This is a genomic window from Cohnella sp. GCM10027633, assembly GCF_042675445.1.
In the GTDB taxonomy this organism is placed as follows: Bacteria; Bacillota; Bacilli; order Paenibacillales; family Paenibacillaceae; genus Cohnella.
Genome location: NZ_JBHTGV010000005.1, coordinates 368,063 through 392,572 on the forward strand (window position 1 = coordinate 368,063; position 24,510 = coordinate 392,572).

General features: G+C 58.4%; 17 protein-coding genes. 12 read left to right on the top strand and 5 right to left on the bottom strand.

All coding sequences use genetic code 11. The features are described from left to right. Positions 1 to 43: 43 nt before the first annotated feature. Positions 44 to 886 carry an ABC transporter permease gene (locus ACFQZG_RS15150; protein WP_378153904.1) on the bottom strand — a complete coding sequence of 281 codons (843 nt, stop codon included), beginning with the start codon at positions 884 to 886 and terminating at the stop codon, positions 44 to 46. After that, entirely contained in the window at positions 883 to 1,881 is a 999-nt protein-coding gene (locus ACFQZG_RS15155; protein ID WP_378153906.1) for an ATP-binding cassette domain-containing protein, read from the bottom strand. The genes ACFQZG_RS15150 and ACFQZG_RS15155 overlap by 4 nt, the downstream gene beginning before the upstream one ends. 179 nt (positions 1,882 to 2,060) lie before the next feature. Here ACFQZG_RS15155 and ACFQZG_RS15160 point away from each other — a divergent pair, with 179 nt between their 5' ends. The 7 genes from ACFQZG_RS15160 (at position 2,061) to ACFQZG_RS15190 (ending at position 16,401) form a co-directional block, all read left to right on the top strand. Further along, positions 2,061 to 2,567, top strand: a complete 507-nt coding sequence (locus tag ACFQZG_RS15160; RefSeq protein ID WP_378153908.1) for a VOC family protein — start codon at positions 2,061 to 2,063, stop codon at positions 2,565 to 2,567. Positions 2,568 to 2,653: 86 nt separating this feature from the next. Next, complete coding sequence (locus ACFQZG_RS15165; protein WP_378153910.1) at positions 2,654 to 3,556, top strand: aldo/keto reductase; 903 nt, start codon at positions 2,654 to 2,656, stop codon at positions 3,554 to 3,556. Positions 3,557 to 3,763: 207 nt separating this feature from the next. Further along, a complete protein-coding gene (locus tag ACFQZG_RS15170) occupies positions 3,764 to 10,399 on the top strand; it encodes a hypothetical protein (protein ID WP_378153912.1) in 6,636 nt (2,211 codons plus the stop codon). 125 nt (positions 10,400 to 10,524) lie between these two features. Next, positions 10,525 to 11,922, top strand: a complete 1,398-nt coding sequence (locus ACFQZG_RS15175) for a glycosyltransferase (protein WP_378153914.1) — start codon at positions 10,525 to 10,527, stop codon at positions 11,920 to 11,922. Between the two features lie 2 nt (positions 11,923 to 11,924). Continuing rightward, the gene (locus ACFQZG_RS15180; protein ID WP_378153916.1) at positions 11,925 to 13,679 is read left to right on the top strand and encodes a FecR domain-containing protein; all 1,755 of its coding nucleotides are present in this window, start codon (positions 11,925 to 11,927) and stop codon (positions 13,677 to 13,679) included. A 159-nt stretch (positions 13,680 to 13,838) separates the two neighbouring features. Beyond that, on the top strand, positions 13,839 to 15,296 hold the full coding sequence (locus ACFQZG_RS15185) for a stalk domain-containing protein (RefSeq protein ID WP_378153918.1): 1,458 nt from the start codon (positions 13,839 to 13,841) through the stop codon (positions 15,294 to 15,296). Between the two features lie 145 nt (positions 15,297 to 15,441). Beyond that, entirely contained in the window at positions 15,442 to 16,401 is a 960-nt protein-coding gene (locus ACFQZG_RS15190) for a D-2-hydroxyacid dehydrogenase (RefSeq protein WP_378153920.1), read from the top strand. Positions 16,402 to 16,465: 64 nt separating this feature from the next. Here ACFQZG_RS15190 and ACFQZG_RS15195 read toward each other — a convergent pair whose 3' ends face one another. Both ACFQZG_RS15195 and ACFQZG_RS15200 read right to left on the bottom strand, forming a co-directional pair. Continuing rightward, positions 16,466 to 16,756, bottom strand: a complete 291-nt coding sequence (locus ACFQZG_RS15195) for a transporter (RefSeq protein ID WP_378153922.1) — start codon at positions 16,754 to 16,756, stop codon at positions 16,466 to 16,468. A gap of 23 nt (positions 16,757 to 16,779) precedes the next feature. Further along, positions 16,780 to 17,211 (bottom strand): hypothetical protein, encoded by a 432-nt coding sequence (locus ACFQZG_RS15200; RefSeq protein ID WP_378153924.1) that lies wholly within the window; start codon positions 17,209 to 17,211, stop codon positions 16,780 to 16,782. Between the two features lie 135 nt (positions 17,212 to 17,346). Between ACFQZG_RS15200 and ACFQZG_RS15205 the strand changes: the two genes are divergently transcribed. Further along, positions 17,347 to 18,825, top strand: a complete 1,479-nt coding sequence (locus tag ACFQZG_RS15205; protein WP_378153926.1) for a protein adenylyltransferase SelO — start codon at positions 17,347 to 17,349, stop codon at positions 18,823 to 18,825. Between the two features lie 77 nt (positions 18,826 to 18,902). Here the strand turns inward: ACFQZG_RS15205 and ACFQZG_RS15210 are convergent, their stop codons facing one another. Further along, positions 18,903 to 19,487 (bottom strand): hypothetical protein, encoded by a 585-nt coding sequence (locus tag ACFQZG_RS15210; protein WP_378153928.1) that lies wholly within the window; start codon positions 19,485 to 19,487, stop codon positions 18,903 to 18,905. A 189-nt stretch (positions 19,488 to 19,676) separates the two neighbouring features. Here ACFQZG_RS15210 and ACFQZG_RS15215 point away from each other — a divergent pair, with 189 nt between their 5' ends. The 4 genes from ACFQZG_RS15215 to ACFQZG_RS15230 all read left to right on the top strand — a co-directional run bounded on the left by ACFQZG_RS15215 (position 19,677) and on the right by ACFQZG_RS15230 (position 24,492). Further along, a complete protein-coding gene (locus ACFQZG_RS15215; RefSeq protein WP_378153930.1) occupies positions 19,677 to 21,779 on the top strand; it encodes a GAF domain-containing sensor histidine kinase in 2,103 nt (700 codons plus the stop codon). A 13-nt stretch (positions 21,780 to 21,792) separates the two neighbouring features. Beyond that, positions 21,793 to 22,464: a response regulator gene (locus ACFQZG_RS15220; protein ID WP_378153932.1), complete on the top strand. Its 672-nt coding sequence runs from the start codon at positions 21,793 to 21,795 to the stop codon at positions 22,462 to 22,464. A 73-nt stretch (positions 22,465 to 22,537) separates the two neighbouring features. Next, the gene (locus ACFQZG_RS15225) at positions 22,538 to 24,088 is read left to right on the top strand and encodes a histidine kinase N-terminal 7TM domain-containing diguanylate cyclase (RefSeq protein WP_378153934.1); all 1,551 of its coding nucleotides are present in this window, start codon (positions 22,538 to 22,540) and stop codon (positions 24,086 to 24,088) included. An 80-nt stretch (positions 24,089 to 24,168) separates the two neighbouring features. Next, positions 24,169 to 24,492, top strand: a complete 324-nt coding sequence (locus tag ACFQZG_RS15230; RefSeq protein WP_378153936.1) for a 2Fe-2S iron-sulfur cluster-binding protein — start codon at positions 24,169 to 24,171, stop codon at positions 24,490 to 24,492. Positions 24,493 to 24,510 lie beyond the last annotated feature (18 nt).

Sequence of the window (24,510 nt, forward strand, 5' to 3'; positions counted from 1 at the left end):
TTTAAACAAGAAGACCGACCATCGCGGCCGGTCTTCGGTTCGTTTACTTGGCTTTGTTCCTGTACAGCCGAAAAGCGAGAGTCATGAAGACGGCCATGCACGCGGCAAGAAAGCCGATCGCCCGGTACAGGTCGCCGTCCGAGGCGGTACCGTGCATGATGCCTCTCGCCGCGGTCGAAGCGAGGCTGATCGGATTGTAGGCAACGATTCCGCCGAGCCAGTCGGGCATCGTGTCCGTATCGACGAAGACGTTGCTCGTGAAGAGGAGCGGATACAGGACGATGTACGACATGCCGTTGATCGACTCCGTCTTCTTGGCGACGATGCCGATGCAGGCGAAGATCCAGCTGATGCTGAACGCGTAGAATACGGCGAATACGATGCCTAGCACCGCGCCGGCGGCGCCTGCATCCGGCCGGAAGCCGAGCAGCATGCCCATCAACAGCGTCGTGACGATCGCGGCCGCATAAGTCGCGACATTGACGACGACATTGCCGATAATCGCCGCCGGTTGCCAGAACGGAAGCGTGCGGAACCGGTTGAACACGCCGCGGTCCAAGTCGGTCTTGATCGAGATGCCGATATAGATCGTCATCGTCGTCACCGTATAGATCAGCATGCCGGGCAGCAGGAACCGAAGGTATTCGTCGGACGATCCGCTGATCGCGCCTCCGAACAGATAGGTGAAGATGAGGAGAAAGATGACCGGGAAAATAACGACGTCGATGGCGAGGTATCCGATCATGCTCATCGTTCGTTTCCAGGCGCGCCAGACGAAAGAGCCGATCGCGCTTGCTTTGCCGGGCCGCTGCGGTCGGATCGCGGTGCGAAGCTCAAGGAGCGCGTTCGTCGTTCGGTTGGCGGGGTTCCTATTGAGCTCGCTCATGATGCGGACGCCTCCTTGTCGTTGCCGGTCTTCTTCCCGGTCAGGGATAAGAATACGTCGTCCAGGCTCGGCAATCCTACGGAAAACTGTTCGGTTTCGATGCCGGCCCTGACGAGCGCGGCGAGCGCTTCGCCGGCCAGCGCGTTGCTGCGCGCCGTGGCCGAGAGAGCCGCGGGATCATCGTCCAGCCTTGCGGTCTCGCCCAGTACGGCCTTTACGATACGCGCTGCTTCTTCTCGTCTCGCCGGATCGTTCAACCGGACGTGAACCGTGCCCGATCCGACGGATTTCTTCAGCTCGGCGGCCGTTCCTTCTGCGATCACCGTTCCCTCGTCGATGACGGCGAGGCGATCCGCGAGCCGGTCCGCTTCGTCGAGATATTGCGTCGTCAGCAGCACCGTCGTTCCTTGCGCGACGAGAGCGCGCACGATGCTCCACACTTCGTTGCGGCTTCGCGGATCGAGCCCGGTCGTCGGCTCGTCGAGGAATAGCAAATCCGGCATCGCGAGCATCGCCGCCGCGATATCGAGCCTGCGCTTCATGCCGCCGGAATATTGGCTGGAGGGCCGGTCTCCGGCTTCCGCCAAGCCGAACGCCTCCAGCAGCAGCTCCGCCCTCGCCCGCGCGGGCCGGCTCGCATAACCGAGCAGCTTCGCGAACAGATACAGATTGTTGCGCCCGCTCAGCTCCTCGTCGACGGAAGCGAATTGGCCGGTCAGTCCAATCCGGTTCCTGACCGCATCAGGCTCCCGCGAGACGTCATGTCCGAAGACGCGCGCTTGTCCGGAGTCCGCGCGCATGAGCGTGGACAGAATGTTCACGATCGTCGTTTTGCCGGCGCCGTTCGGTCCCAGCAGGGCGTACACGGAGCCTTGACGAACTTGCAGGTCGATGCCCTTGAGCACCTCCAGCTTGCCGAACGACTTGCGCAAGCCGTTCGTTTCGATAGCGTGGATAGTCGTAATTCGAATTCCTCCCCGATTGTCGAATGGCATTACAGCCCCATTGTAGTACATTCATGCAAATGATAAGGTTTACGTAGTTTTACGGACCTTATAGACTCAAACATTATCATGTGTGATTAAGCTTTAATGGCAGTGATTTGTTTCTCTCTTCTAACCCTGATATGCTATAGAAAATACTATTATTTTACAGAATGAGAGGCGGCGGAACGATGAGCGAGGGCAGAGTTCAGAAGATCACGACGAACCTGTGGTTCGATACGCAGGCGGAAGAGGCGGCGAAGCTGTACACGTCGATCTTCAAGAATTCCCGCATCTTCGGCGTGAAGCGTTACGGCAAAACCCATTACGAGGGCGAAGGCATCTCGGAGGGCAAAGTCATGACCGTCGACTTCGAGCTGGAAGGGCAACGTTTCGTCGCCTTGAACGGCGGTCCGCACTTCAAGTTCTCGGAAGCGATCTCGTTCATCGTTCATTGCGACGGCCAAGAGGAATTGGACTACTATTGGGACAAGCTGTCCGAGGGCGGAGACGAGAAGGCGCAGGCGTGCGGCTGGCTCAAAGATAAGTTCGGCGTTTCCTGGCAGATCGTGCCGTCGAACCTGAACGAGCTGATCGGCGGAGGCGACGCGGCTCGAACGGATCGGGTCATGAAGGCGCTGCTCGCGACGAAGGCGAAGATCGATCTCGATTCGTTGATGCGCGCGTACGAAGGGTAAGGTTACAATAGGGTGAGTTGAACAGTAGAGGGGCTGTCGACGACGTCGGCGGCCTTTTATGATCTCGGAAGGGGCACGAAGCGTATATGAGAAAAAATCGGTTAGGCGGCTCCGATCTATTCGTCGGCGAAATTGGGCTCGGCTGCATGTCGCTCGGCACGGAGGAGCGAACGGCGGTCTCCATCGTTCACGAGGCATTGGACCAGGGCGTCAATCTGCTCGATACCGCGGATCTGTACGACGGCGGACGCAACGAGGAGATCGTGGGCGCGGCGATTCGAGGGCGGCGCGAGAAGGTGGTGCTGGCAACGAAGGTCGGCAACCGGCGAGCGCCCGGGCAGAGCGGATGGACATGGGACCCGTCCAAGGCTTATATTCTATCGGCGGTCAAGGACAGCCTGAAGCGGCTAGGCACCGACTATATTGATCTCTATCAGCTTCACGGGGGCACGATCGACGATCCGATCGAAGAGACAATCGAGGCGTTCGAGCAACTGAAGCAGGAGGGCGTGATCCGCGCTTACGGTATCTCTTCGATTCGTCCGAACGTCATACGCGAGTATGTCGCGCGTTCCGGAATCGTCAGCGTCATGAACCCCTATAGCATCGTCGATCGTCGAGCGGAAGAGACGGTGCTTCCGCTGCTGCAGGAACGGGGAGTGAGCGTCATCGCTCGCGGTCCGCTGGCTAGCGGCGCGCTTGCGGCGAACCGGGAGCCCGTCAAGGGCGTACCGGACTACGAGCTGGAGGAGCTGGTCGAGCTTCGCGAGCGGCTTCGGCCGCTGACGAACGACGGGAGATCTCTGACGCAGCTTGCTATACGCTATTCGCTTAGCGATCCCGCCGTCGCCGCTGTCGTTCCCGGGGCAAGCTCGCGCGAGCAGCTGCTGCGTAATGTCGCGGCAGCGAACGTGCCGGCGCTGTCGGAGGAAGAGGTCGCGGCGGTGCGCAAGTTGAGCAAGGCAAACGTATATGGGTTGCATCGATAGAATTTGGAAGGCGAATGGTGTCATCGATGTAATGGTGCGGTATACCTATTCTGATCTTTGACCACATATGCGATGAGAGCATGCGAGGAGGTCCTTGCGTGCTCTTTTTATATGTAGCGGCTCTATTATATTTGAATGCATCCCTAAATTTTCCATACAAAACATCCGATAAAGGATCTAGGACCTGGTAACTATGGAGGTATCAAGATGTCTCGTAATCGGAAGAAGAAACTCGGTTTCGTCAAAAAAACGAAGGTCGCGATTTCGATGGCTCTCGTATTGTCGCCTCAGACCGCGCAAATCGTGAGAATCGCGTCGGCATCCGCGCCTACGACGGGCGATACGTCGATTCAATACGTAACGATTCCCATGAATAAAAAGTACCGAATCGATTTCGGACCTGAATTCGACTTTGATATCGATGCTTACAACAGTTCGATTATCAAAATTACGACGAGTTCGGGCAATAGCATTACGATAGAACCCCTCAAGGAGGGGAGCACTTATCTAAGCATGCAGGTCTACGACAGCCGCAGCAGCAAGACGCATACGTTCGTCATTCGCGTTATCGATTCCGGCATTGACGGCAGGCTGGATGTCGGAGATATCGTTAAATACATCCAGACCAGTTCCACGGCGATTAATGCTGGCGATATCCGAAAATTGTTAAACTCGGTGGAACCGGCTTATGTCCCGTCTTTGTCCTCTTCCGTATACATAAATCTTCCTCCGCATGCGTTCACTAGCCAAGCGATCGTCGTCTACAATCCGACGAGCGTCGCGTACGCGGCCGATAACGTGAGCCTGTACAACGAATTCACCGACCCTAACGGCACAAGCGATCTGGTCGGCTTCTCGATCTTTGACGGACCGAACCCTGCCAGCGGCATGTCCGTATCGATCAGCGGCGCGACGCTCCACATCGGCGGAACGCCGACGATGCCGACGTCGTTCCGGGTGCGGGCGATGGACAGCCAAGGACTGTACGCCGAGAAGACGTACGCGCTGAACTTCGCGCCGGAAGCGGTGGCACAGCCGTCTGTTATCCCGTCGGGTACCTTTGTCTCTGTCGGCATGAGCAGTTACTTCTTGGACCGAGACGGAGATCGCTTGAATTACATGTTCTTGGGCCCCTATTCCAGCGCATTTTCGGCATGGACGTATGGAAGCGTGCTTTATGTCAACGGAGAAATAACAAGACCGGTAGATTTAAGTATCAGTGCATGGGACGGTTATGCCGATTCCTGGACGATCAATACGGTGAGCCTCGCGGCAACCAATTATAAGCCAGTAGCATGGAATACGCATGCTCTTGTCGTCTACAACCCGACGAGCGTTGCGTATGCGGCCGATGTCGTGAGCCTGTACAACGAATTCACGGACCTGAACGGAACGAGCGACTTGGTCGGCTTCACGATCATCGACGGACCGAACCCTTCCAGCGGTATGTCCGTATCGATTAACGGCTCGACGCTGCACATCGGCGGAACGCCGACGATGCCGACTTCGTTCCGGGTGCGGGCTACGGATAGCCAAGGGCAGTATGCGGAGAAGACATATGCACTGAACTTCGCGCCGGAAGCGGTGGCGCAGCCGCCGATAGCGCCGTCCAGTGATTTCACGAACATCGATCTTGGAAGTTATTTCACCGACCGCGACGGAGACGGGCTCGAATATTGGTTCGCCGGGCCTTACTCGAGCGCTTATACGGCATGGATATCGGGCAGTTCGTTGTATGTCGACGGTCAAATCTTACGGCCTGTCGAATTGAGAGTCGGAGCTTGGGATAGCTACAGCAACTACACTGCATACAACACGGTAAGTCTCGTAGCTACCAGTTACGCGCCGACCGCGTGGAATACCCATTCGATCGTCGTCTACAACCCGACAAGCACGGCATACGCGACCGATTTGTTCGGTCTCTACGATGAATTCCACGACCGGGACGGCACAAGCGATCTGGTCGGCTTCTCCATCGTCGACGGACCGAATCCTGCCAGTGGTATGTCTGTATCGATAAGCGGATCGACGCTGCACATTGGCGGAACTCCGACGATGCCGACGTCTTTCCGAGTGCGGGCGACGGACAGCCAAGGGCTATATGCGGAGAAGACGTACGCGCTGAACTTCACGCCGGAAGCGGTGGCGCAACCGCCAATAACTCCGTCCGCTGATTTCACGAACATCGATCTTGGAAGTTATTTCGCCGATCGTGACGGGGACGGTCTTGAATATTGGTTCGCCGGTCCTTACTCGAGCGCGTATTCGGCATGGATATCGGGTAGCTCGTTGTATGTCGCCGGTCGAATCTCGCATCCTGTCGAGTTGAGAATCGGAGCAGGGGATCACTACAGCAGCGCATATAACACGGTAAGTCTCGCAGCTACCAATTACGCGCCGACCGCGTGGAATACCCATGCAATTGTCGTCTATAACCCGATGAGCACGGCTTACGCCACCGACTTTTTCGGTCTCTATGATGAATTCAACGACAGAGACGGAACGAGCGACCTCGTCGGCTTCTCGATCGTCGACGGACCGAACCCTGCCAGCAGTATGTCCGTATCGATTAACGGCGCAACGTTGCACATCGGCGGAACCCCGACGATGCCGACGTCGTTCAGGGTGCGGGCTACGGATAGTCAAGGGCAGTATGCGGAGAAGACATATGCACTGAACTTCGCGCCGGAAGCGGTGACGCAGCCGCCGGTCAGCACATCGGGAACCTTCGTTTCTGTTAATATTAGCGGCTACTTCCTCGATCGCGACGGTGACGGCCTCGATTATTGGTTTGCGGGTCCTTACTCTAGCGCCTATTCGGCATGGACGAATGGCAGCATGTTATATATCAACGGCATGATTACGAAGCCGGTAGAACTGAGAGTAATTGCATACGACAGCCAGAGCGGCCATGGGGCGCTCAATACGGTCAGTTTGGCGGCCGCGAATTATGCGCCGGAGGCGTGGAATACGCATGCAATCGTCGTGTACAATCCGACGAGCGTCGCGTATGCGACAGATTCCATTCCAATGCATAGCGAATTCACGGATCCGAATGGCACAAGCGATCTGGTCGGCTTCACGATCGTCGACGGACCGAACCCTTCCAGCGGTATGTCCGTATCGATCAACGGCGCGACGCTGCACATCGGCGGAACCCCGACGATGCCGACGTCGTTCCGGGTGCGGGCGACGGATAGCGGGGGACTGTACGCGGAGAAGACGTACGCGCTGAACTTCGCGCCGGAAGCGGTGACGCAGCCGCCAATCAGCATATCGGGAACCTTTGTATCGGTTAACATGAGCGGCTACTTCCTCGATCGCGACGGTGACGGCCTCGATTATTGGTTTGCGGGTCCTTACTCTAGCGCCTATTCGGCATGGACGAATGGCAGCATGCTATATATCAACGGCATGATTACGAAGCCGGTAGAGTTGAGAGTTATTGCATACGACAATCAGAGTGGCCATGGGGCGGTTAACACGGTCAGTCTGGCAGCCGCGAATTATGCGCCGGAGGCGTGGAATACGCATGCAATCGTCGTGTACAATCCGACGAGCGTCGCGTATGCGACAGATTCCATTCCAATGCATAGCGAATTCACGGATCCGAATGGCACAAGCGATCTGGTCGGCTTCACGATCGTCGACGGACCGAACCCTGCCAGCGGTATGTCCGTATCGATTAACGGCTCGACGCTGCACATCGGCGGAACCCCGACGATGCCGACGTCGTTCAGGGTGCGGGCGACGGATAGCCGGGGACTGTACGCCGAGAAGACGTACGCGCTGAACTTCGCGCCGGAAGCGGTGGCGCAGCCGCCGGTAAGCACATCGGGAACCTTTGTATCGGTTAACATGAGCGGCTACTTCCTCGATCGCGACGGTGACGGTCTCGATTATTGGTTTGCGGGTCCTTACTCTAGCGCCTATTGGGCATGGACGAATGGCAGCATGCTATATATCAACGGCATGATAACGAAGCCGGTAGAGCTGAGAGTAATTGCATACGACAGCCAGAGCGGCCATGGGGCGCTCAATACGGTCAGTTTGGCGGCCGCGAATTATGCGCCGGAGGCGTGGAATACGCATGCAATCGTCGTGTACAATCCGACGAGCGTCGCGTATGCGACAGATACCATTCCAATGCATAGCGAATTCACGGATCCGAATGGCACAAGCGATCTGGTCGGCTTCACGATCGTCGATGGACCGAACCCTTCCAGCGGTATGTCCGTATCGATCAACGGCGCGACGCTGCACATCGGCGGAACCCCGACGATGCCGACGTCGTTCCGGGTGCGGGCGACGGATAGCCGGGGACTGTACGCGGAGAAGACGTACGCGCTGAACTTCGCGCCGGAAGCGGTGGCGCAGCCTCCGATAATTCCGTCCAGTGATTTCACGAACATCGATCTTGGAAGTTATTTCACCGACCGTGACGGAGACGGGCTCGAATATTGGTTCGCCGGCCCATACTCTAGTGCATACGCGGCATGGATATCAGGTAGCTCGTTGTATGTCGACGGTCGAATCTCGCGGCCTGTCGAGTTGAGAGTCGGGGCACGGGATAGCTACAGCAACTACACGGCACTCAACACGGTAAGTCTTGCAGCTACCAATTACGCGCCGACCGCGTGGAATACGCATGCAATCGTCGTGTACAATCCGACGAGCGTCGCGTACGCATTCGATTACATTCAGCTGCATAACGAATTCACGGACCCGAACGGCACGAACGACTTGGTCGGTTTCTCGATCGTCGACGGACCGAACCCTGATAGCGGTATGTCCGTATCGATCAGCGACTCGACGTTGCAAATCGGCGGAACGCCGACGATGCCGACTTCGTTCCGCGTGCGCGCAACGGATAGCGGGGGGCAGTATGCGGAGAAGACGTACGCGCTTAACTTCGCGCCGGAAGCGGTGGCGCAGCCGCCGATAACCCCGTCCAGTGATTTCACGAACATCGATCTTGGAAGTTATTTCACCGACCGTGACGGAGACGGGCTCGAATATTGGTTCGCCGGCCCATACTCTAGTGCATACGCGGCATGGATATCAGGTAGCTCGTTGTATGTCGACGGTCGAATCTCGCGGCCTGTCGAGTTGAGAGTCGGGGCACGGGATAGCTACAGCAACTACACGGTACTCAACACGGTAAGTCTTGCAGCTATCAATTACGCGCCGACCGCATGGAATACGCAAGCGATCGTCGTCTATAACCCGACAAGCACGGCATACGCGACCGACTTCTTCGGTCTCTACGATGAATTCAACGACAGAGACGGAACGAGCGACCTGGCCGGTTTCTCGATCGTCGACGGACCGAACCCTGCCAGCGGCATGTCCGTATCGATCAACGGTTCTACGCTGCAATTTGGCGGAACGCCGACAATGCCGACGACGTTCCGGGTGCGCGCGACGGACAGCCAGGGACGGTACGCGGAGAAAACGTACGCGATCAACTTCACGCCGGAAGCGGTGGCGCAGCCTCCGATAATTCCGTCCAGTGATTTCACGAACATCGATCTTGGAAGTTATTTCACCGACCGCGACGGAGACGGGCTCGAATATTGGTTCGCCGGCCCATACTCTAGTGCATACGCGGCATGGATATCAGGTAGCTCGTTGTATGTCGACGGTCGAATCTCGCGGCCTGTCGAGTTGAGAGTCGGGGCACGGGATAGCTACAGCAACTACACGGCACTCAACACGGTAAGTCTTGCAGCTACCAATTACGCGCCGACCGCATGGAATACGCAAGCGATCGTCGTCTATAACCCGACAAGCACCGCTTACGCGACCGACTTCTTCGGTCTCTACGATGAATTCAACGATAGAGACGGCACGAGCGACCTGGCCGGTTTCTCGATCGTCGACGGACCGAACCCTGCCAGCGGCATGTCCGTATCGATCAACGGTTCGACGCTGCAATTTGGCGGAACGCCGACAATGCCGACGTCGTTCCGGGTACGGGCGACGGATAGCCAAGGTCTGTACGCGGAGAAAACGTACACGCTGAATTTCACACCGGAAGCGGTGGCGCAGCCTCCGATAATTCCGTCCGGTGATTTCACGAACATCGATCTTGGAAGTTATTTCATCGACCGCGACGGAGACGGGCTCGAATATTGGTTCGCCGGCCCATACTCTAGTGCATACGCGGCATGGATATCAGGTAGCTCGTTGTATGTCGACGGTCGAATCTCGCGGCCTGTCGAGTTGAGAGTCGGGGCACGGGATAGCTACAGCAACTACACGGTACTCAACACGGTAAGTCTTGCAGCTATCAATTACGCGCCGACCGCGTGGAATACCCATGCAATTGTCGTCTATAACCCGACAAGCACGGCATACGCGACCGATTTCTTCGGTCTCTACGATGAATTCCACGACCGAGACGGCACAAGCGATCTGGTCGGGTTTACCATTGTGGACGGACCCAACCCTGCCAGCGGCATGTCCGTGTCGATCAGCGGTTCGACGCTGCATATCGGCGGAACGCCGACGAGGCCGACTTCGTTCCGGGTGAGGGCGACGGATAGCCATGGGCTGTATGCGGAGAAGACGTACTCCATCAACTTCGCGCCGGAGGCGGTGGCGCAGCCGCCGGTTAGCGCATCGGGGACTTTCGCTTCCGTTGATTTGAGCAGTTATTTCATTGATCGCGACGGGGACGGACTTGCCTATACATTCGTTGGCCCCTACTCTAGCGCGTATTCGGCTTGGATAGATGGCAACGTACTCTATTTCTCCGGGGTATCGACGACGCTCGTCTTCAGAATCATGGCGACCGATGGTTATTCATGGACGCTTTGTTCCGTAAGATTGAATCAATAATCTTGAATCGATAATCTCGAATCCGGTCGTCAATTCCGATCGAAGGAAAGGAACTTCGCATGCATCCAAGTCACCAGGCGATAGCCGATCATATTCATGCACGTCGTTATACAGAAGCGGAGCGATTGGGCATCGCCCATGTCCGGCAATATCCGATCGATGGTCAAGGTTGGGTATTGCTGGGCGAAGCCTTAATGATGCAAGGTTACGGCCGTGCAGCGGAGTCGCTATTCAATCGGGCGTATTTGCTCGATCCCGAAGCGAAGTGGATGCCTCATATGAAGCAGCAGCTGGACCGAGTGCCCGGCGGCGCGGGACGCCCCGATATCGAGACATTGCTTCAAGTGCCTAAGGTAACGGTGACCGCCGCCATTATCGTCAAAAACGAAGAGAGATGCATCGAGCGTTGCTTGAATAGCATTCTTGGAGCGTTCGATGAAATCATCGTCGTCGATTCCGGTTCGACGGATCGAACGTTATCGCTGATTCGACAATACCCCGACGTGAAATTGTATCAGACGGAGTGGGAGGATAGTTTCGCCGCGCTGCGCAACGAAGCGCTGGCGCGGACGACATCCGACTGGGTATTCTGGCTGGATGCGGACGAGTGGCTGGAATCCGAAGACAGAGAGATCGTTCGCATCGCCGCGGGGATGTTCGATACCATGAAGTTCATCCCTTCCTTGCAACCCTGCCTGGTCAATCATGTCAACGGCAAGGAAATCATGGAGTTTTCCGTGTCGCGGATATTCCCGACGAATAGAGGACTACGGTATAGCGGAAGAATTCACGAGCAGCTCGCGACCGAGCGGGAAGGCATCTACACCTCCAACGTGCTGCACAAACCAGTACGCATTCGGTTGCACCACGACGGATACGAACCCGACATTAAGTCGCTTAAAAATAAAATCGAACGCAATATCGGTTTGCTCCGAAAGATGACCGAGGAGGAACCCGATAATCCCGGTTGGTGGTACTTCCTGGGACGCGAAACGATGGATTCCGGTAATGCCGATCAAGCGCTTGGCTACTTCGACAACGTCGTGAAGCTCGGCGAGAATAATCCGCGCTTCGGCCGGATGGCGGAGATTCATATGCTGATGGGCAGAGCTCACTATTCGCAGGGCCGACTCGATGCGGCGGAACAATGCTATCGCAAAGCGTTGACCATTCACCCGGATTTCCCCGACGCGCACTATCAATTGGCCTGCATTGCGATGGTACAAGCCCAGAAGCTGCTAGGCCGTGCCATGGAACATGCGCGTCATTCCGCGCAAGGATTCGATACGTATAGAGGGCTTGTTGGCGCGAACCATGAGATACACCAATGGAGAGCGGACGCGCTGATCGGCGATCTACTCGTACATAACGGCCAATTATACGAGGCGAACGGTCATTTGCGAAAGGCAAGGGATCGCCTGTCCGCTTCGGACGACCTGGACCGCAAGATCTCTTTCATTGCGCAACAGCAACGGTTGTTAAGCTTAAAGTCCGCGCTGAGCGGCCTGCAAGGAGGGAAATAGAAATGATTCGACGACTGAAAACGGTTGTTGCGTTGCTGCTTGGAATCGTTCTGCTTGCCGGCGGTTTGGAAAGTACGGCTTACGCGCAAGCAACTCCCTCCGCTTGGGTTACGTCCGTAAGCGGCGTTGTCACCGTAACGCCGGCTGGGGGATCGCATCCGATTCCCGCTTTCGTCAACATGCCGTTGCGGCAAGGAGACACCTTGACGACAGGGGACAAAGCAAGCGTGGCGTTCCGCGTCGCGAAACCGGAGTCCGATCGGACGCTAGGGTCCGATTCGAAGGCCGTGATCTCGAAGCTGAAGAGCGGGCAATTCGGTATCAAGATTCGTAAAGGTTCGATGTGGAGTTCGATTCGCGGGCTACAAAACGGTCAGACCGATATCGTAGAGACGCCGGGAGCGAAGTTGGAAGCTAGAGGCACGAACTTTCTCGTTACGGTAAGGGCCGACGGCACGCTGTACGTGGGCGTCGCTTCCGGACTCGTAACCGCGACGCTGGCGGATGGACAACTCGGTTCAAGCGTGCTTTTAGCCCCTACGCAGCAGTTGAACGTAGACACGGCGGATCTCCCCGATCGGTTAGATAGCGGCGTGGGGATCATGGACGTATCGAGCGTGGTTTCGCAATCGGATACGAACATCTTGCGGGCATTCATCGTGAGCGCTCCGGCTATCCTTGAAGAAAACCAGATGTTCATTCGGCAATTGGCAACTTCCGTTACGAGCGGCGAACAGAAAGGTGTCGAACGGGACGGCGTGACTTCGGATTTATCGGTGCCGAACGAAGCGATGCTGGAACGAGTCAAAGCCAACATCGAGGGATTGTTGTCCAACGTCGCCGCGGCTTCCGTCCGCATGCACCCGGAAGAATCGGCCGAGTTCTTGAAACTAATCGGAGAGACCAATCAACGCATTCAAGGGACGGAACGCGATATCGATATCCGGGAAGTGGCGCCTCTCGACCTAGAGGCGGGGATTGATCCCGAAGCCGCGCAGCGGAAGGAAGAAGAGCTGGCAAGATTATCGGCCTCGCAACGGGAGAAAGAAGCCGACCGGTCGACGCTGGAGCAACGACTGACAGACTTGCTTCAAGGCGCGCTGAACCGAATCGTGACTCAGAGCGAAGCGCAAGCGAAAGCGAATCGAACGGCGTTGGCTGAACTTCAACGTCAAGCCGAGCAATCCTACGTCGGGGGATTAAACGCCGAGGAACTCGCGAGATATTTAACGGATCGCGATAAGCTGGCGGCGTCGAGTCCTTCGACGCCGGGTCCCTTGCAACCGGGTACATCCGGCCCGTCGGAAGTCGCTCCAGCAATATCGGCAAGCGGACAGCGTTCGGCGCAAGGTGTCGACGTAGCGATTAAACTCAGGGGATTCACGGGCGCTAAGGCGTTCTATGCCGTGGAGTTTCATTTCGTTGCCGAAAGCGGGATCCGGGGCGATATTTCGCAGGAGCGGATGTTGAACGATAGCTTCTTCTCTTCTGCGAGCAGCGTGGACGCGATTCGTAACGTAACCGCGATCGTCGACGGGCGGCCGGTAACGGAAACGATATACGCCGCGACGCTCTACGGAACGACTACCTCAGCCGAAATTGCCGATGGTGTCATCGCGACAGTCCCCTTCATCGCGGACGGAACCGGTACGATTCGGTTAGTCTACGCGAGATTCGTAGATAAAGCCGGAGAGACCTTGATGGAATTAACGAACGGAGCGGTCGGATTGCCCGCGGCGATTTCTGTAGGAAACTAGTCGCGGGTTCAAAAATGTCATCGAGGAGCTCATATGAAATTATTAAGATTAGCGGCACAGGCGTCCGTCGTTACGATAATGATCTTTTCCGGTACCGAAGCATTGGCGAATGGCGCAGCAAATTCGCGCGCGCCTTTGCTTAACGACCGCGGACAAGTCATGCAACAGGTATCAACGGTTATCGGCAACGAGGTGGGCGATCGTCGCCCCGACCTCCGGATGCCCGAAGGATTGGCGATCGGGACGGATGGATCTCTATACGTCGCGGATGTCGATAATCATCATATCGGACGGCTGAAAGACGGGGAATTCGAGACATTCGCCGGTCTGGCAGGCTTGCTGTTCCGTGACGGGAACGGATATCCCTCAGGCGGCTTCGCGGACGGAAACCGGGATACGGCCATGTTCCGTTCTCCGTCCGCGATCGCGGCCGGCCCCGATGGCAGCCTATACGTTGCGGATAGCGATAATCATTCCATTCGGCGGATCTATCCGACCGGTAAGGTCGCGACGTTGGCCGGCAACGGAGTCATCGGCAGCAAGGATGGCATGGGAGAGGCGGCCTCCTTCCAACATCCGGAGGGAATCGCGGTATCCGGAGACGGGACCGTATACGTAGCGGATACGTTGAATCACGCGATCCGGCGAATCAAGCCGGATGGAACGACGACGACGTTGAACGCCATATCGAGCAGAGTCGTGGAAGTCTACCCCGGGGTCGTGAAGAAGGCAGGGGACTACCGAGACGGAGACCTCTCGTTTGCGCTATTCAACGAGCCATCCGGTATCGCGATCGACGCGAAGGGCAATCTATTCGTTAGCGATACCGGCAATCATAGAATTCGCTATATCGATCTAACCCTTGGTACGGTAGTCACGGTTGCCGGCACGAGTCCGAAGTACAAGGAAGACGCTCTCTACGCCCAAGGCGGTTACAAGGACGGGACAAGTTCCCAAGCGTTGTTCGGTTCTCCGCAAGGGATAGCTTTGGACGCGAAGGGCGGACTGGTCATAGCCGATTCCATGAATCATGCCATACGGTATTTGCGGGGTGGAATCGTCTCGACTTTGGCGGGCAACGGAGTTCAAGGAGTATCGGGAATGCGCGACGGAACGGAAACGAGCGCTCTGTTCGATACGCCGCAAGGCGTCGCTATCGCATCGGACGGTACGATCTACGTCGCGGATTCCGGCAATGACGCTATTCGCCGAATCGTTCCGTATTCGCTTCCGGCAGGTATATCGTACGGAGATGAAATTCGCGTCGTTCTCGGACAAACCGTCGTATCGTTCGATGCCAAGCCGAGACTCGTGGATGCGAGAGTGATGGTGCCCGTTCGTCAGATCGCCGAAGCGCTCGGTTATAAGGTCGAGTTCTCGGAAGACGGCAGTAAAGTGCTCTTATCCGATGATAAAGTAACGATCGAATTGAACATCGGTCGCAAAGATATACGCCGATCGGAGGAAGGCCGCGCCGACTTCGTGAAAGACATGGACGTCTCGCCGTTCATCTCGAAAAACCGGACGTTCGTGCCTTTGCGGTTTTTCGCGGAGGAAATCGGACTGGACGTTCAATGGCTTGGGACACAACAAGCGGCGATTCTGCGGGTCAGATAATAGCTGTTGGGTGATAGGAGCGGACAGTCATTCGTTAAAGAATGACTGTCTATTTATTTTTCATTAACGTTGTATTCACGCTATGATAGGTTAAGTTATTGCCGACGCATTTGTCGATTATCCTGACTGGAGGGAATGTAACCGAATGAGAACGATACTATGTTTGTTCGATATGACCGAGGAACAACGGGAGGCCGTGAAGCGCGCGGCGCCGGGATGCGAGATTCGATTCAGCCAGGATGCCGCGCCGGGCGAGGGGGATTTCCGGGAGGCGGAGATCGTGTTCGGCGGGCATCCGAAGGTGAAGGAGATCTCGCTGCAGGAAGGCTCGAAGCTTCGCTGGCTGCAGAGCTGGTCATCGGGCATCGACAGCTTGCCGCTGGATCTGGTGGAATCGCGCAACGTGCTGCTGACCGACGCGAGCGGCGTGCACGCGAAGTCGGTGTCGGAGACGGCCGTCGCGATGATGCTGGGGCTGTCGCGCGGCATTGCGACAGCCGTTCGCAACCAGCGGACGGCGACATGGGAGAGCCCGGCGACGCTTACGGAGATGAACGGAGGCACCGTCGCGATCGTCGGAGCCGGCGAGATCGGCCGCGAAGTGGCGCGGCTCGCGCGCTCGTTCGATATGCGCGTCTTGGCCGTGCGCCGCTCGGGTGGCCCGATGCCGGAGGCGGACGCCGTATTCGAGACGGCCCGCCTCGACGATGCGCTGCGGGAAGCGGATTACGTCGTCAACATCCTGCCGCTGACGGACGAGACGCGCCATCTGTTCGATGCCGGACGGTTCGCCGTCATGAAACGGAGCGCTTATTTCATTAATGTCGGTCGCGGGGCGACGGTGCGGACGGACGATCTGGTCGCGGCGCTTACGCAAGGGCATATCGCGGGAGCCGGGCTCGACGTGTTCGAGCAGGAGCCTCTTCCGGCGGAACATCCGCTCTGGGCATTGCCCAACGTCATCCTTACGCCGCACAATGCCGGCGGCATGACCGTACGCAACACGGAGCGGCTCGTCAGGCTATTCGTCTCGAATCTTGGCACCTACTTGTCCGGCGAGACGGGGCGATTGCGCAACTTGGTCGACTTTTCCAAGAAGTACTAAGCTACGAGACGCGAAGAAGAGCATGCGAGACAAGTTTCTCGCATGCTCTTCCCGATTGCGGCGGTTAGTAGCAAGTGAACGACTCGATGCGCTGAAGGTCGAAGCCGGAGAACATCCAGAAGAAGCCGTTCCAGCGGAAGCCCGAGACGGACGTCCGGCCGACGAAGACGGGATAGAACCAGAAGCCCTGACCGTTGCGCGGCCATATATACGTATTGCGGAACAGGCAGCCTGCAATCGCGCCCGGGTCGACGGCGAACGTCGCCGTCATCGGCTTCGGCGGAACCGCGGAAGGCGGCGGCGAAGTGGGCGGCTGCGTGCCGCCTTGCGGACCGAACGGAGGCATGAAGGCCATGCGGATCACTCCTTTCGCATAGGTTAGATCAGCGAGATGGCAAGCAGGTTGAACAGGACGAGGGGCAGCACGGCGTTGCCGTACGGATTAAAGCCGGGGCCGAAACCCGGACCGAACCCGGGGCCGAACCCGGGACCGCCGAAGCCAGGGCCGAAGCCCGGACCGCCGAAACCGGGGCCAGGGAAAAACCCTCGTGCCGCGCCTTCGTTCGAGAGGCACAAGTAAACGATGCCCTTGTCGCAATGCACGATGTGCCCTTCGAAGACGTCGCCGTCGACCGTCTCGACCTTGACGGGCCGATTCGTATGGGCGGCGCATAGCTGATGAAGATGGTCGTGAACGGATCGCAGCGTCTGGCGTAATTTGTGATCGCACTGATAGATCGGCTTCGGTTGAACCGTCTGCGCCCCTTGCAGCGCTTGGTTCGCCTGATTCGCCGGGATTTGCGAGCTCATGGTGGTACCCTCCGTTTCAAGTTGACGATAGCCGCATATTCATGCAACATCCTATGCGGAAGCCTAGCTCTGCGTTACGGGGGAAGAAAGGGTATAATGAGAAACAAACCTAACCGCGGAAAAGAAGGGGATAAGATGACGGAGCAACAAGCTGCACGGCAGCCGGGTTGGAACTTCGACAACAGCTATGCGAGCTTACCGGAAATATTGTATACGAGGCAGAATCCCGAGCCTGTCCGGGCGCCTGCTATCGCAGTCCTGAACGAGCGATTGGCGGAGGCGCTCGGATTAAACGCGGAGGCGCTGCGCGGCGACGTCGGCGCGGAGACGTTCGCCGGCAACCGGATTCCCGATGGGGCCGAGCCGCTGGCCCAAGCGTACGCGGGGCATCAGTTCGGCCATTTCAACCGATTGGGGGACGGCCGGGCGGTGCTGCTCGGCGAACATCTCACGCCGCGTGGCGAGCGGTTCGATATCCAACTGAAGGGCCCCGGCCCGACGCCTTATTCCCGGCGGGGCGACGGCCGGGCCGCGCTCGGGCCGATGCTGCGCGAATACATCATCAGCGAAGCGATGCATGCGCTCGGCATTCCGACGACTCGCAGCCTGGCGGTCGCGACGACGGGCGAGCCGACCTATCGCGAGACCGTGCTTCCGGGCGCCGTGCTGACCCGCGTGGCAGCCAGCCATATTCGCGTCGGGACTTTCCAATATGCTTCCGTATGGGGATCGGTAGAGGAGCTTCGCGCTTTGGCGGACTATACGCTGCAGCGGCATTATCCGGACATCGCCGCGGGCGGGCATCGGTATCTCGCGCTTCTGCAAGCGACGATCGAGCGTCAGGCTTCGCTCATCGCGAAGTGGCAGCTCGTCGGGTTCATCCACGGGGTCATGAACACCGATAACATGGCCATTAGCGGCGAGACGATCGACTACGGTCCATGCGCCTTCATGGACGCCTACGACCCGGCGACCGTATTCAGCTCCATCGATACGCACGGCCGCTACGCCTACGGGAATCAGCCATCGATCGGCGGTTGGAATCTCGCGCGGTTCGCCGAGACGTTATTGCCGCTGCTGCACGCGGAAGAGGAAGAGGCGATCAAGCTCGCCGAGGAAGCGCTGGCCGATTACGCGAAGCACTTCAACCGCCATTGGATCGGCGGCATGCGGGCGAAGCTCGGGCTCGCGGGCGAAGAGGAGCAGGACGAAGCGCTCGTCGAAGACCTTCTTAATCAGATGCAGAAGGTCGGGGCGGATTACACGAATACGTTCCGTGAGCTGACGCGGGATACGAGGGACGACGGGGCCCTGTTCGGAACGCCTGAGTTCGCGGAGTGGCAAGAGCGGTGGCAAGCGAGGCTGGGCAGACAGCGGGAGTCGCCGGACGACTCGAAGCTGCGAATGCGCGCGAGCAATCCCGCGGTCATTCCCCGTAACCATCGAGTGGAGGAAGCGCTCGAAGCGGCGGGCCGAGGCGATTATGCCGTCATGGAGCGTTTGCTCGCCGCGCTCTCTAAGCCGTACGACCACGACCGTGCGCCGGAGCAAGAGGAGTATGCGGCTCCGCCGGCTTGCTCGGCGGGACCTTACCGTACATTTTGCGGCACTTGAGCCGATAGAACGAAAGGCCGTTCCGACAGTCGTCTAATTGGACGACTAACGGAACGGCCTTTTTCAACGCCTACCCGCTAAGCGACGGCCGCGTTGCCTGAATCGCTCTGTTCCCGCACGGCGCGAGGGTTCAGCCTGCCGGTCCAGATGCAGTAGCCCATGCCGACGTACGTCAGCCCCCAGAACAAGGCGAACAGCTTGTTGTCCGCGATCGGAATGAACATGGCGAGCAGCATGAGGACGAGCAGGTAGACGACCCAGCGAGGGAATACTTTCGCCCGGAACGTGACGATGGTGAACAACAGCGTGCCTCCGGTCAATCCGATCATGCTGCCGATGCCGGAGATGGCGACGACAACGCTGTCCGGTTCCGGAGCATTCGGCTCCATGACGAACGACATGAACAGCAGCGCCGTCGTGACGATGTTGCCGACGATGATGCCGAGCGCGCTGACGAAGCCGAGCACGCCGGTCTCTCTCGCCTGCACGTAGTAGATCGCGATCGAGCCGACCGACATGAGGATGCACGCCGCGTACCCGAAGACGAGCTCCGGCATGCTGTCCGTCCCCCAGGCGAACGACGTAGGCGTCATGCCGATCCGCGCGACTCCCGCCAGCAAACAGATCATTCCCAACCATTGAATAACTCTCGATTCGTTCATCCGATGATTTTCCCTCCGAAACTTTTTCTTGCGACTATCATACAAGGCACGCGTTCCCGGACGGCAGAGGAACAGCTTCCCGACGTAACGGGAAGTCGCGCATTCCCGAAACCGGGAAATTCCCGCGCCGTTCCGGGAAAAATCCGCTCGAGCATATTCAGGTTCCAACGCCCTCGCTATAATGAAGCTATGGATACAATCAGAACGTATCGGCTGCTCATCGGCCTCTTCTTCGCGGTTACGGCCGCGCTGTACGTAAGCAGCATTCCGGGTTATTACGACGCGCTGCGGACGCAATGCATCCCGAACGGCTGCGGCTTGTCCGTTCCCGCCTTGAATTTCGACTCGTCGGAGCTATCGGTCCATTCCGCTACGCTCCTGTTCATCATCGTAGACTGTTCGTTCACGGCGGTATTCTACGCGGCTGCGGGAATCATGCTGTGGAAAGGATCGCGGGAGCCGATCGGATTGCTCGCCGCGCTGGCGATGGTCGCGTTCGGCACGTCGTTCCCTTCCTTGGTCATGGTCGGCACGGAGAGCGCCTCGTTCGCGCGCGGATGGTTCCATGTCGTATCGGCCATCGGATGGATCGCGATCTCGCTATTCTGCTTGTTATTCCCGAACGGGAAGTTCGTTCCTGCCTGGTCGCGATACGCGATGGCCGCCATCGCGCTCGTGGACGTCGCGAACGTTTTCTACGGAGGCAATATCTGGGCGCGGTTCGATCAGCCGGAATACGTCCAGTTCGCCTGGTATATGTCTACCACGGCGTTGCTCATCTATGCCCAATCGTACCGGTTCAGGCGAGTGTCCTCGCCCGAGCAGCGGCAGCAGACGAAGTGGGTCGTCTACGGCGTGACCGTCAGCTTCGTCGGGTTCGCCGCGATCAGCCTGTTGTTCGACCCGAACTTCTACGACGGGCGGGCGACGAGCTTCATCTACCTGAACGTCGCGCTTCATCTGTGCTTGTCGGCGATCCCGGTCACGCTTACGTTCGCCGTGCTGCGAAGCAGGCTGTGGGCGATCAACCCGTTGGTCAAGCGGACGCTCCTGTACGGAGCGTTGACCGTCACCGTCGCGTTGCTCTACGCGGCGGTCGTGCTCTATCTGGGTACGCTGTTCGATTCGTTGAACCATTTCGTCGTCTCCTTGATCGCGACGGGACTCGTCGCGGCGCTATTCGCGCCGTTGAAGGAATGGCTTCAGCGGCAAGTGAACCGATTGTTGAAAGGCCGGCACGACGATCCTTACGCCGTGTTGCTCGAGTTGGGCAACCAGCTGGTGCGGCCGATGGCTCCGGAAGCGATGCTCGAGGCGATCGCAAGGCAGGTGAAGGAGGCGCTGCGCCTGCCGTATGCGGGCATCTCGATCGGCATCCAAGGCCAAGAGGCGATCATTGCCGAGGCCGGGACGCGAAGCGAGGCAATGGAGCTGCATGAATACCCGATCATCTATGGCGGCAGAACGCTCGGCACGCTCTATGCGGCGAGCCGCTCGGCAGGGGAAGCCTTCTCTTCGGAGGACAACGTGTTCCTCGACGTGATGCTGCGCCATGCGGGGCCGCTCCTGAACAACGCGGATATGCTCGGCGGCATGCGGCGGTTGGCCGAGGATTTGCAGGAATCGCGCGAGCGGCTGGTTCTGGCGCGGGAGGAAGAGCGCCGGCGCATCCGCAACAACTTGCACGACGATCTCGCGCCGAGGCTGGCCGCGCTCGCCTTGAACGCGGCGATCGCCCGCAAGTACGTGGAGAAGGACAAAGCCGCGGCTACCGCCATGCTCGACGAGCTGGGCAAGGTCATACGGACGACGGTTCAAGACATGCGTTCGCTCGTGAACGATCTACGGCCGCCCGCGCTGGATCAACTGGGCTTGATCGGGGCGATCGAGGCGCGCATGGAGGAGCTGTCTAAGCCGGCATCTCTTGTGCCGGGCGAAGCGGCAAGCAGGCGGCTGCTGTTCAACCTTGATTGCCCGCCGACGCTTCCCGAGCTTCGGGCAGCCGTAGAGGTGGCCGCCTATCGGATCTTGACGGAATCGATGGTGAACGTCGTTAAGCATGCGGAAGCTTCGGCGTGCAAGGTAAAGCTGTATATTGACGACGTGAATCGTTTACGTATCGAAGTATCGGATGACGGCATCGGCGCGGCGATCGGGCAGGCCGGCGTCGGCCTGACAGGAGGCATCGGCATGCATTCGATGCGGGAGCGGGCCGCGGAGATAGGCGGCGAGTGCGGCATCGAGCGGCCTGCCGCGGGCGGCACGAGAGTATGGGCGATACTGCCGCTGTAGGGGGAGAGAGACGATGAGAATCGTAATTGCCGAGGATCATCCGATGTTCCGGAGCGGGGTGCGGGGCTTGCTGGCGATGACGGACGATCTGGAGGTCGTCGGAGAAGCCGCTACCGGCGTCTCGGCGATAGAGCTTGCGGAGCAACTGATGCCGGATCTGATCCTCATGGATATTCGCATGCCCGGGATGAACGGCATCGAGGCTACGCAGGCGATCAAGGAACGGTTTCCGGGCATCGAGGTGCTGATGCTGACGATGCATCGGGACGACCAGTCGGTATTCACCGCGATGCGCGTCGGCGCCAAAGGCTACGTATTGAAGGACGCGGACGAGGAGGAGCTGCTGCAGGCGATCCGAATGGTGGGCAGCGGCCGCGCCGTCTTCGGCACGGGCATCGCCGAGCGAATGATGCGTTATTTCGCGACATATGCCCCGGCGTCGAGCGCGGACGCGGAAACCGAGCCGGCAGGGTTGCCCGGCGTTCCCGCCTTCTCCGAGCTGACCCGGCGCGAAGCCGAGATTCTATCGCGCATCGCCAGCGGGGATACGAACGCGCAGATTGCCGCGATGCTGCATATCAGCGTCAAGACCGTCGCCAATAACGTATCGAACATCCTGAACAAGCTGCAGGTGCAAGGCCGGCACGAAGCGAGAAGGCTCGTGCAACGGTCTCGTCTCGAATAAAGATTTATACCCACGGGTTAATTAGCTGTGTTACCATTACTGCATTGAGACCTACGAAGGCGGGCGGATTGCAGTGGATTCCCAGACGAGGTTATACGTTACTCTTGTCGGTATTTCCGGCATTTTCAACTTGTTCCTGTGCCTGTACGTATTCATTCGCAGAAGAGAGATTCCGGCCGCGCGCCCGTTCTTCTTCTACACGCTCGTGCTCACGATCTACTCGTTAGGATACACCTTCGAGCTGTCCAGCGACACGATTCAAGAGGTCAAGAGATGGACGATCATCGAGTACGTCGGGATCGCAACCTTCGCGCCGCTGGCGTTCATGATCATTCTTCATTACTTGGGACGGAAAATAACCCGGGCGGCAACCGCGGCGTTATTCGTCATACCGGCGGTCACTTGGGTCATGGTCGCGACGAGCGATTATCACCCGTGGTACTACAAGTCGTTCGGATTCAAGGAGAACGCGACTCCCCACGTGCTGGAGGTCGTCAGCGGACAGTGGTATACCGTTCACGACTTGTTCATGTTCAGCTGTACGGTCGCGGGCGTCGTGCTGCTGCTGCGCAGATGGAAGCAGACAAGGAAGGCGTACCGGTTGCAGCTGTTCACCTTGATCTGCGGACAGCTGATTCCGATGGCGGCGGGCATCGTCTACCGCATGGGCGTCACGCCGACCGGCCTCGATCCCGTGCCGATGAGCATGTGCCTTACATCGGCGCTATACATCTGGGCGATCGTCTCGACGAGAATGTTGACCGTCATTCCGATCGCGAAGGAATCGATCTTCGACAGCATGGGAGAAGGGTTCATCGTGCTCGATTCGTCGGGAAGGCTTATCGACTATAACCGGGCGGTCAGCCGCATGATCCATTCGCACGGGAGGCCGATGATCGGCCAGAAGCTGGACGACGTCTGGCCGGAGCTGACGGAATCGCTGCTGCCTCATCGGAGCGATCAGGACGCCGCTGTTGAAGTGCTCGCGTGGACGACCGAAGGGGCGGAGCAAGTGTACGAGGTGCGCTCGTCGATCCTGAGGCAACGCAACGGAGAGCCGGCGGGCAATCTGCTTCTGCTCATCAACGTGACGGAGTTGAAGCGCCTCCAGCGTGAGCTGGAGCAGCAAGCGTTCTACGACGGGCTTACCCAGATCTACAATCGCGCGCAGTTCATGAGCCGCGGACGAGAGCTGCTTCTGCAATGCCGGGAGCAGGACAAACCGTTCGCCGTCATTCTGTTCGATATCGATTACTTCAAGCGCGTGAACGATACGTACGGACACGACACGGGGGACAAGCTGATCGTGCACGTCGTCTCCGTCTGCAAGCAAGCGCTGGCCGACGACGATCTGTTCGCTCGTTACGGCGGCGAGGAATTCGTGCTGGCATTGCCGTCTCGCACGCTGGAGCAAGCGGGCGAGGTAGCCGAGCGCTTGCGTACGGTCATGGAGGCCGCGCCGCTCCAGACGGCGAAAGGCACGCTCGCCGTCACCTCGAGCTTCGGCGTGGCGGAGTCCGCGATCGGATTCGAAGAGTCGCTCGACGCGCTCTTGAGACGAGCCGACGAGGCGCTGTACGCGTCCAAGCACGGCGGCCGCAACCGCGTGAGCGTGAGTGCGTAGAATAATCGGTTGACGCGAATGGCGGCCGTACCGACTTGTCTAAGCTACTGGTAGGAACGAACATCAAAGGAGACTATCCAATGCCGACAATTCAAGTAGAAGGCAAGCAAGAGATTCAAGCCGAGAAGGGCACAAAGCTGGTACTGGCGCTGGAAGACGATGGAGTCGACGTGCTGCACCGTTGCGGCGGCAACGCGAGATGCACGACGTGCGCCGTCGAAGTATTGTCCGGAGATGCAGGAGAGATGGGCGAAGCGGAAGCGACGGTTCGGGCGAACAAAGGCATCGAGGATACCGCCATCCGGTTATCTTGTCAGATCCATGTGCATGATGATCTGGCGATTCGGTTAATCAAGACGGTCGCCTCGACGGGACTGGACGCCGGCCCGCGGCCGCAGGAATAGCAAGCGAAGAAGCCGGAA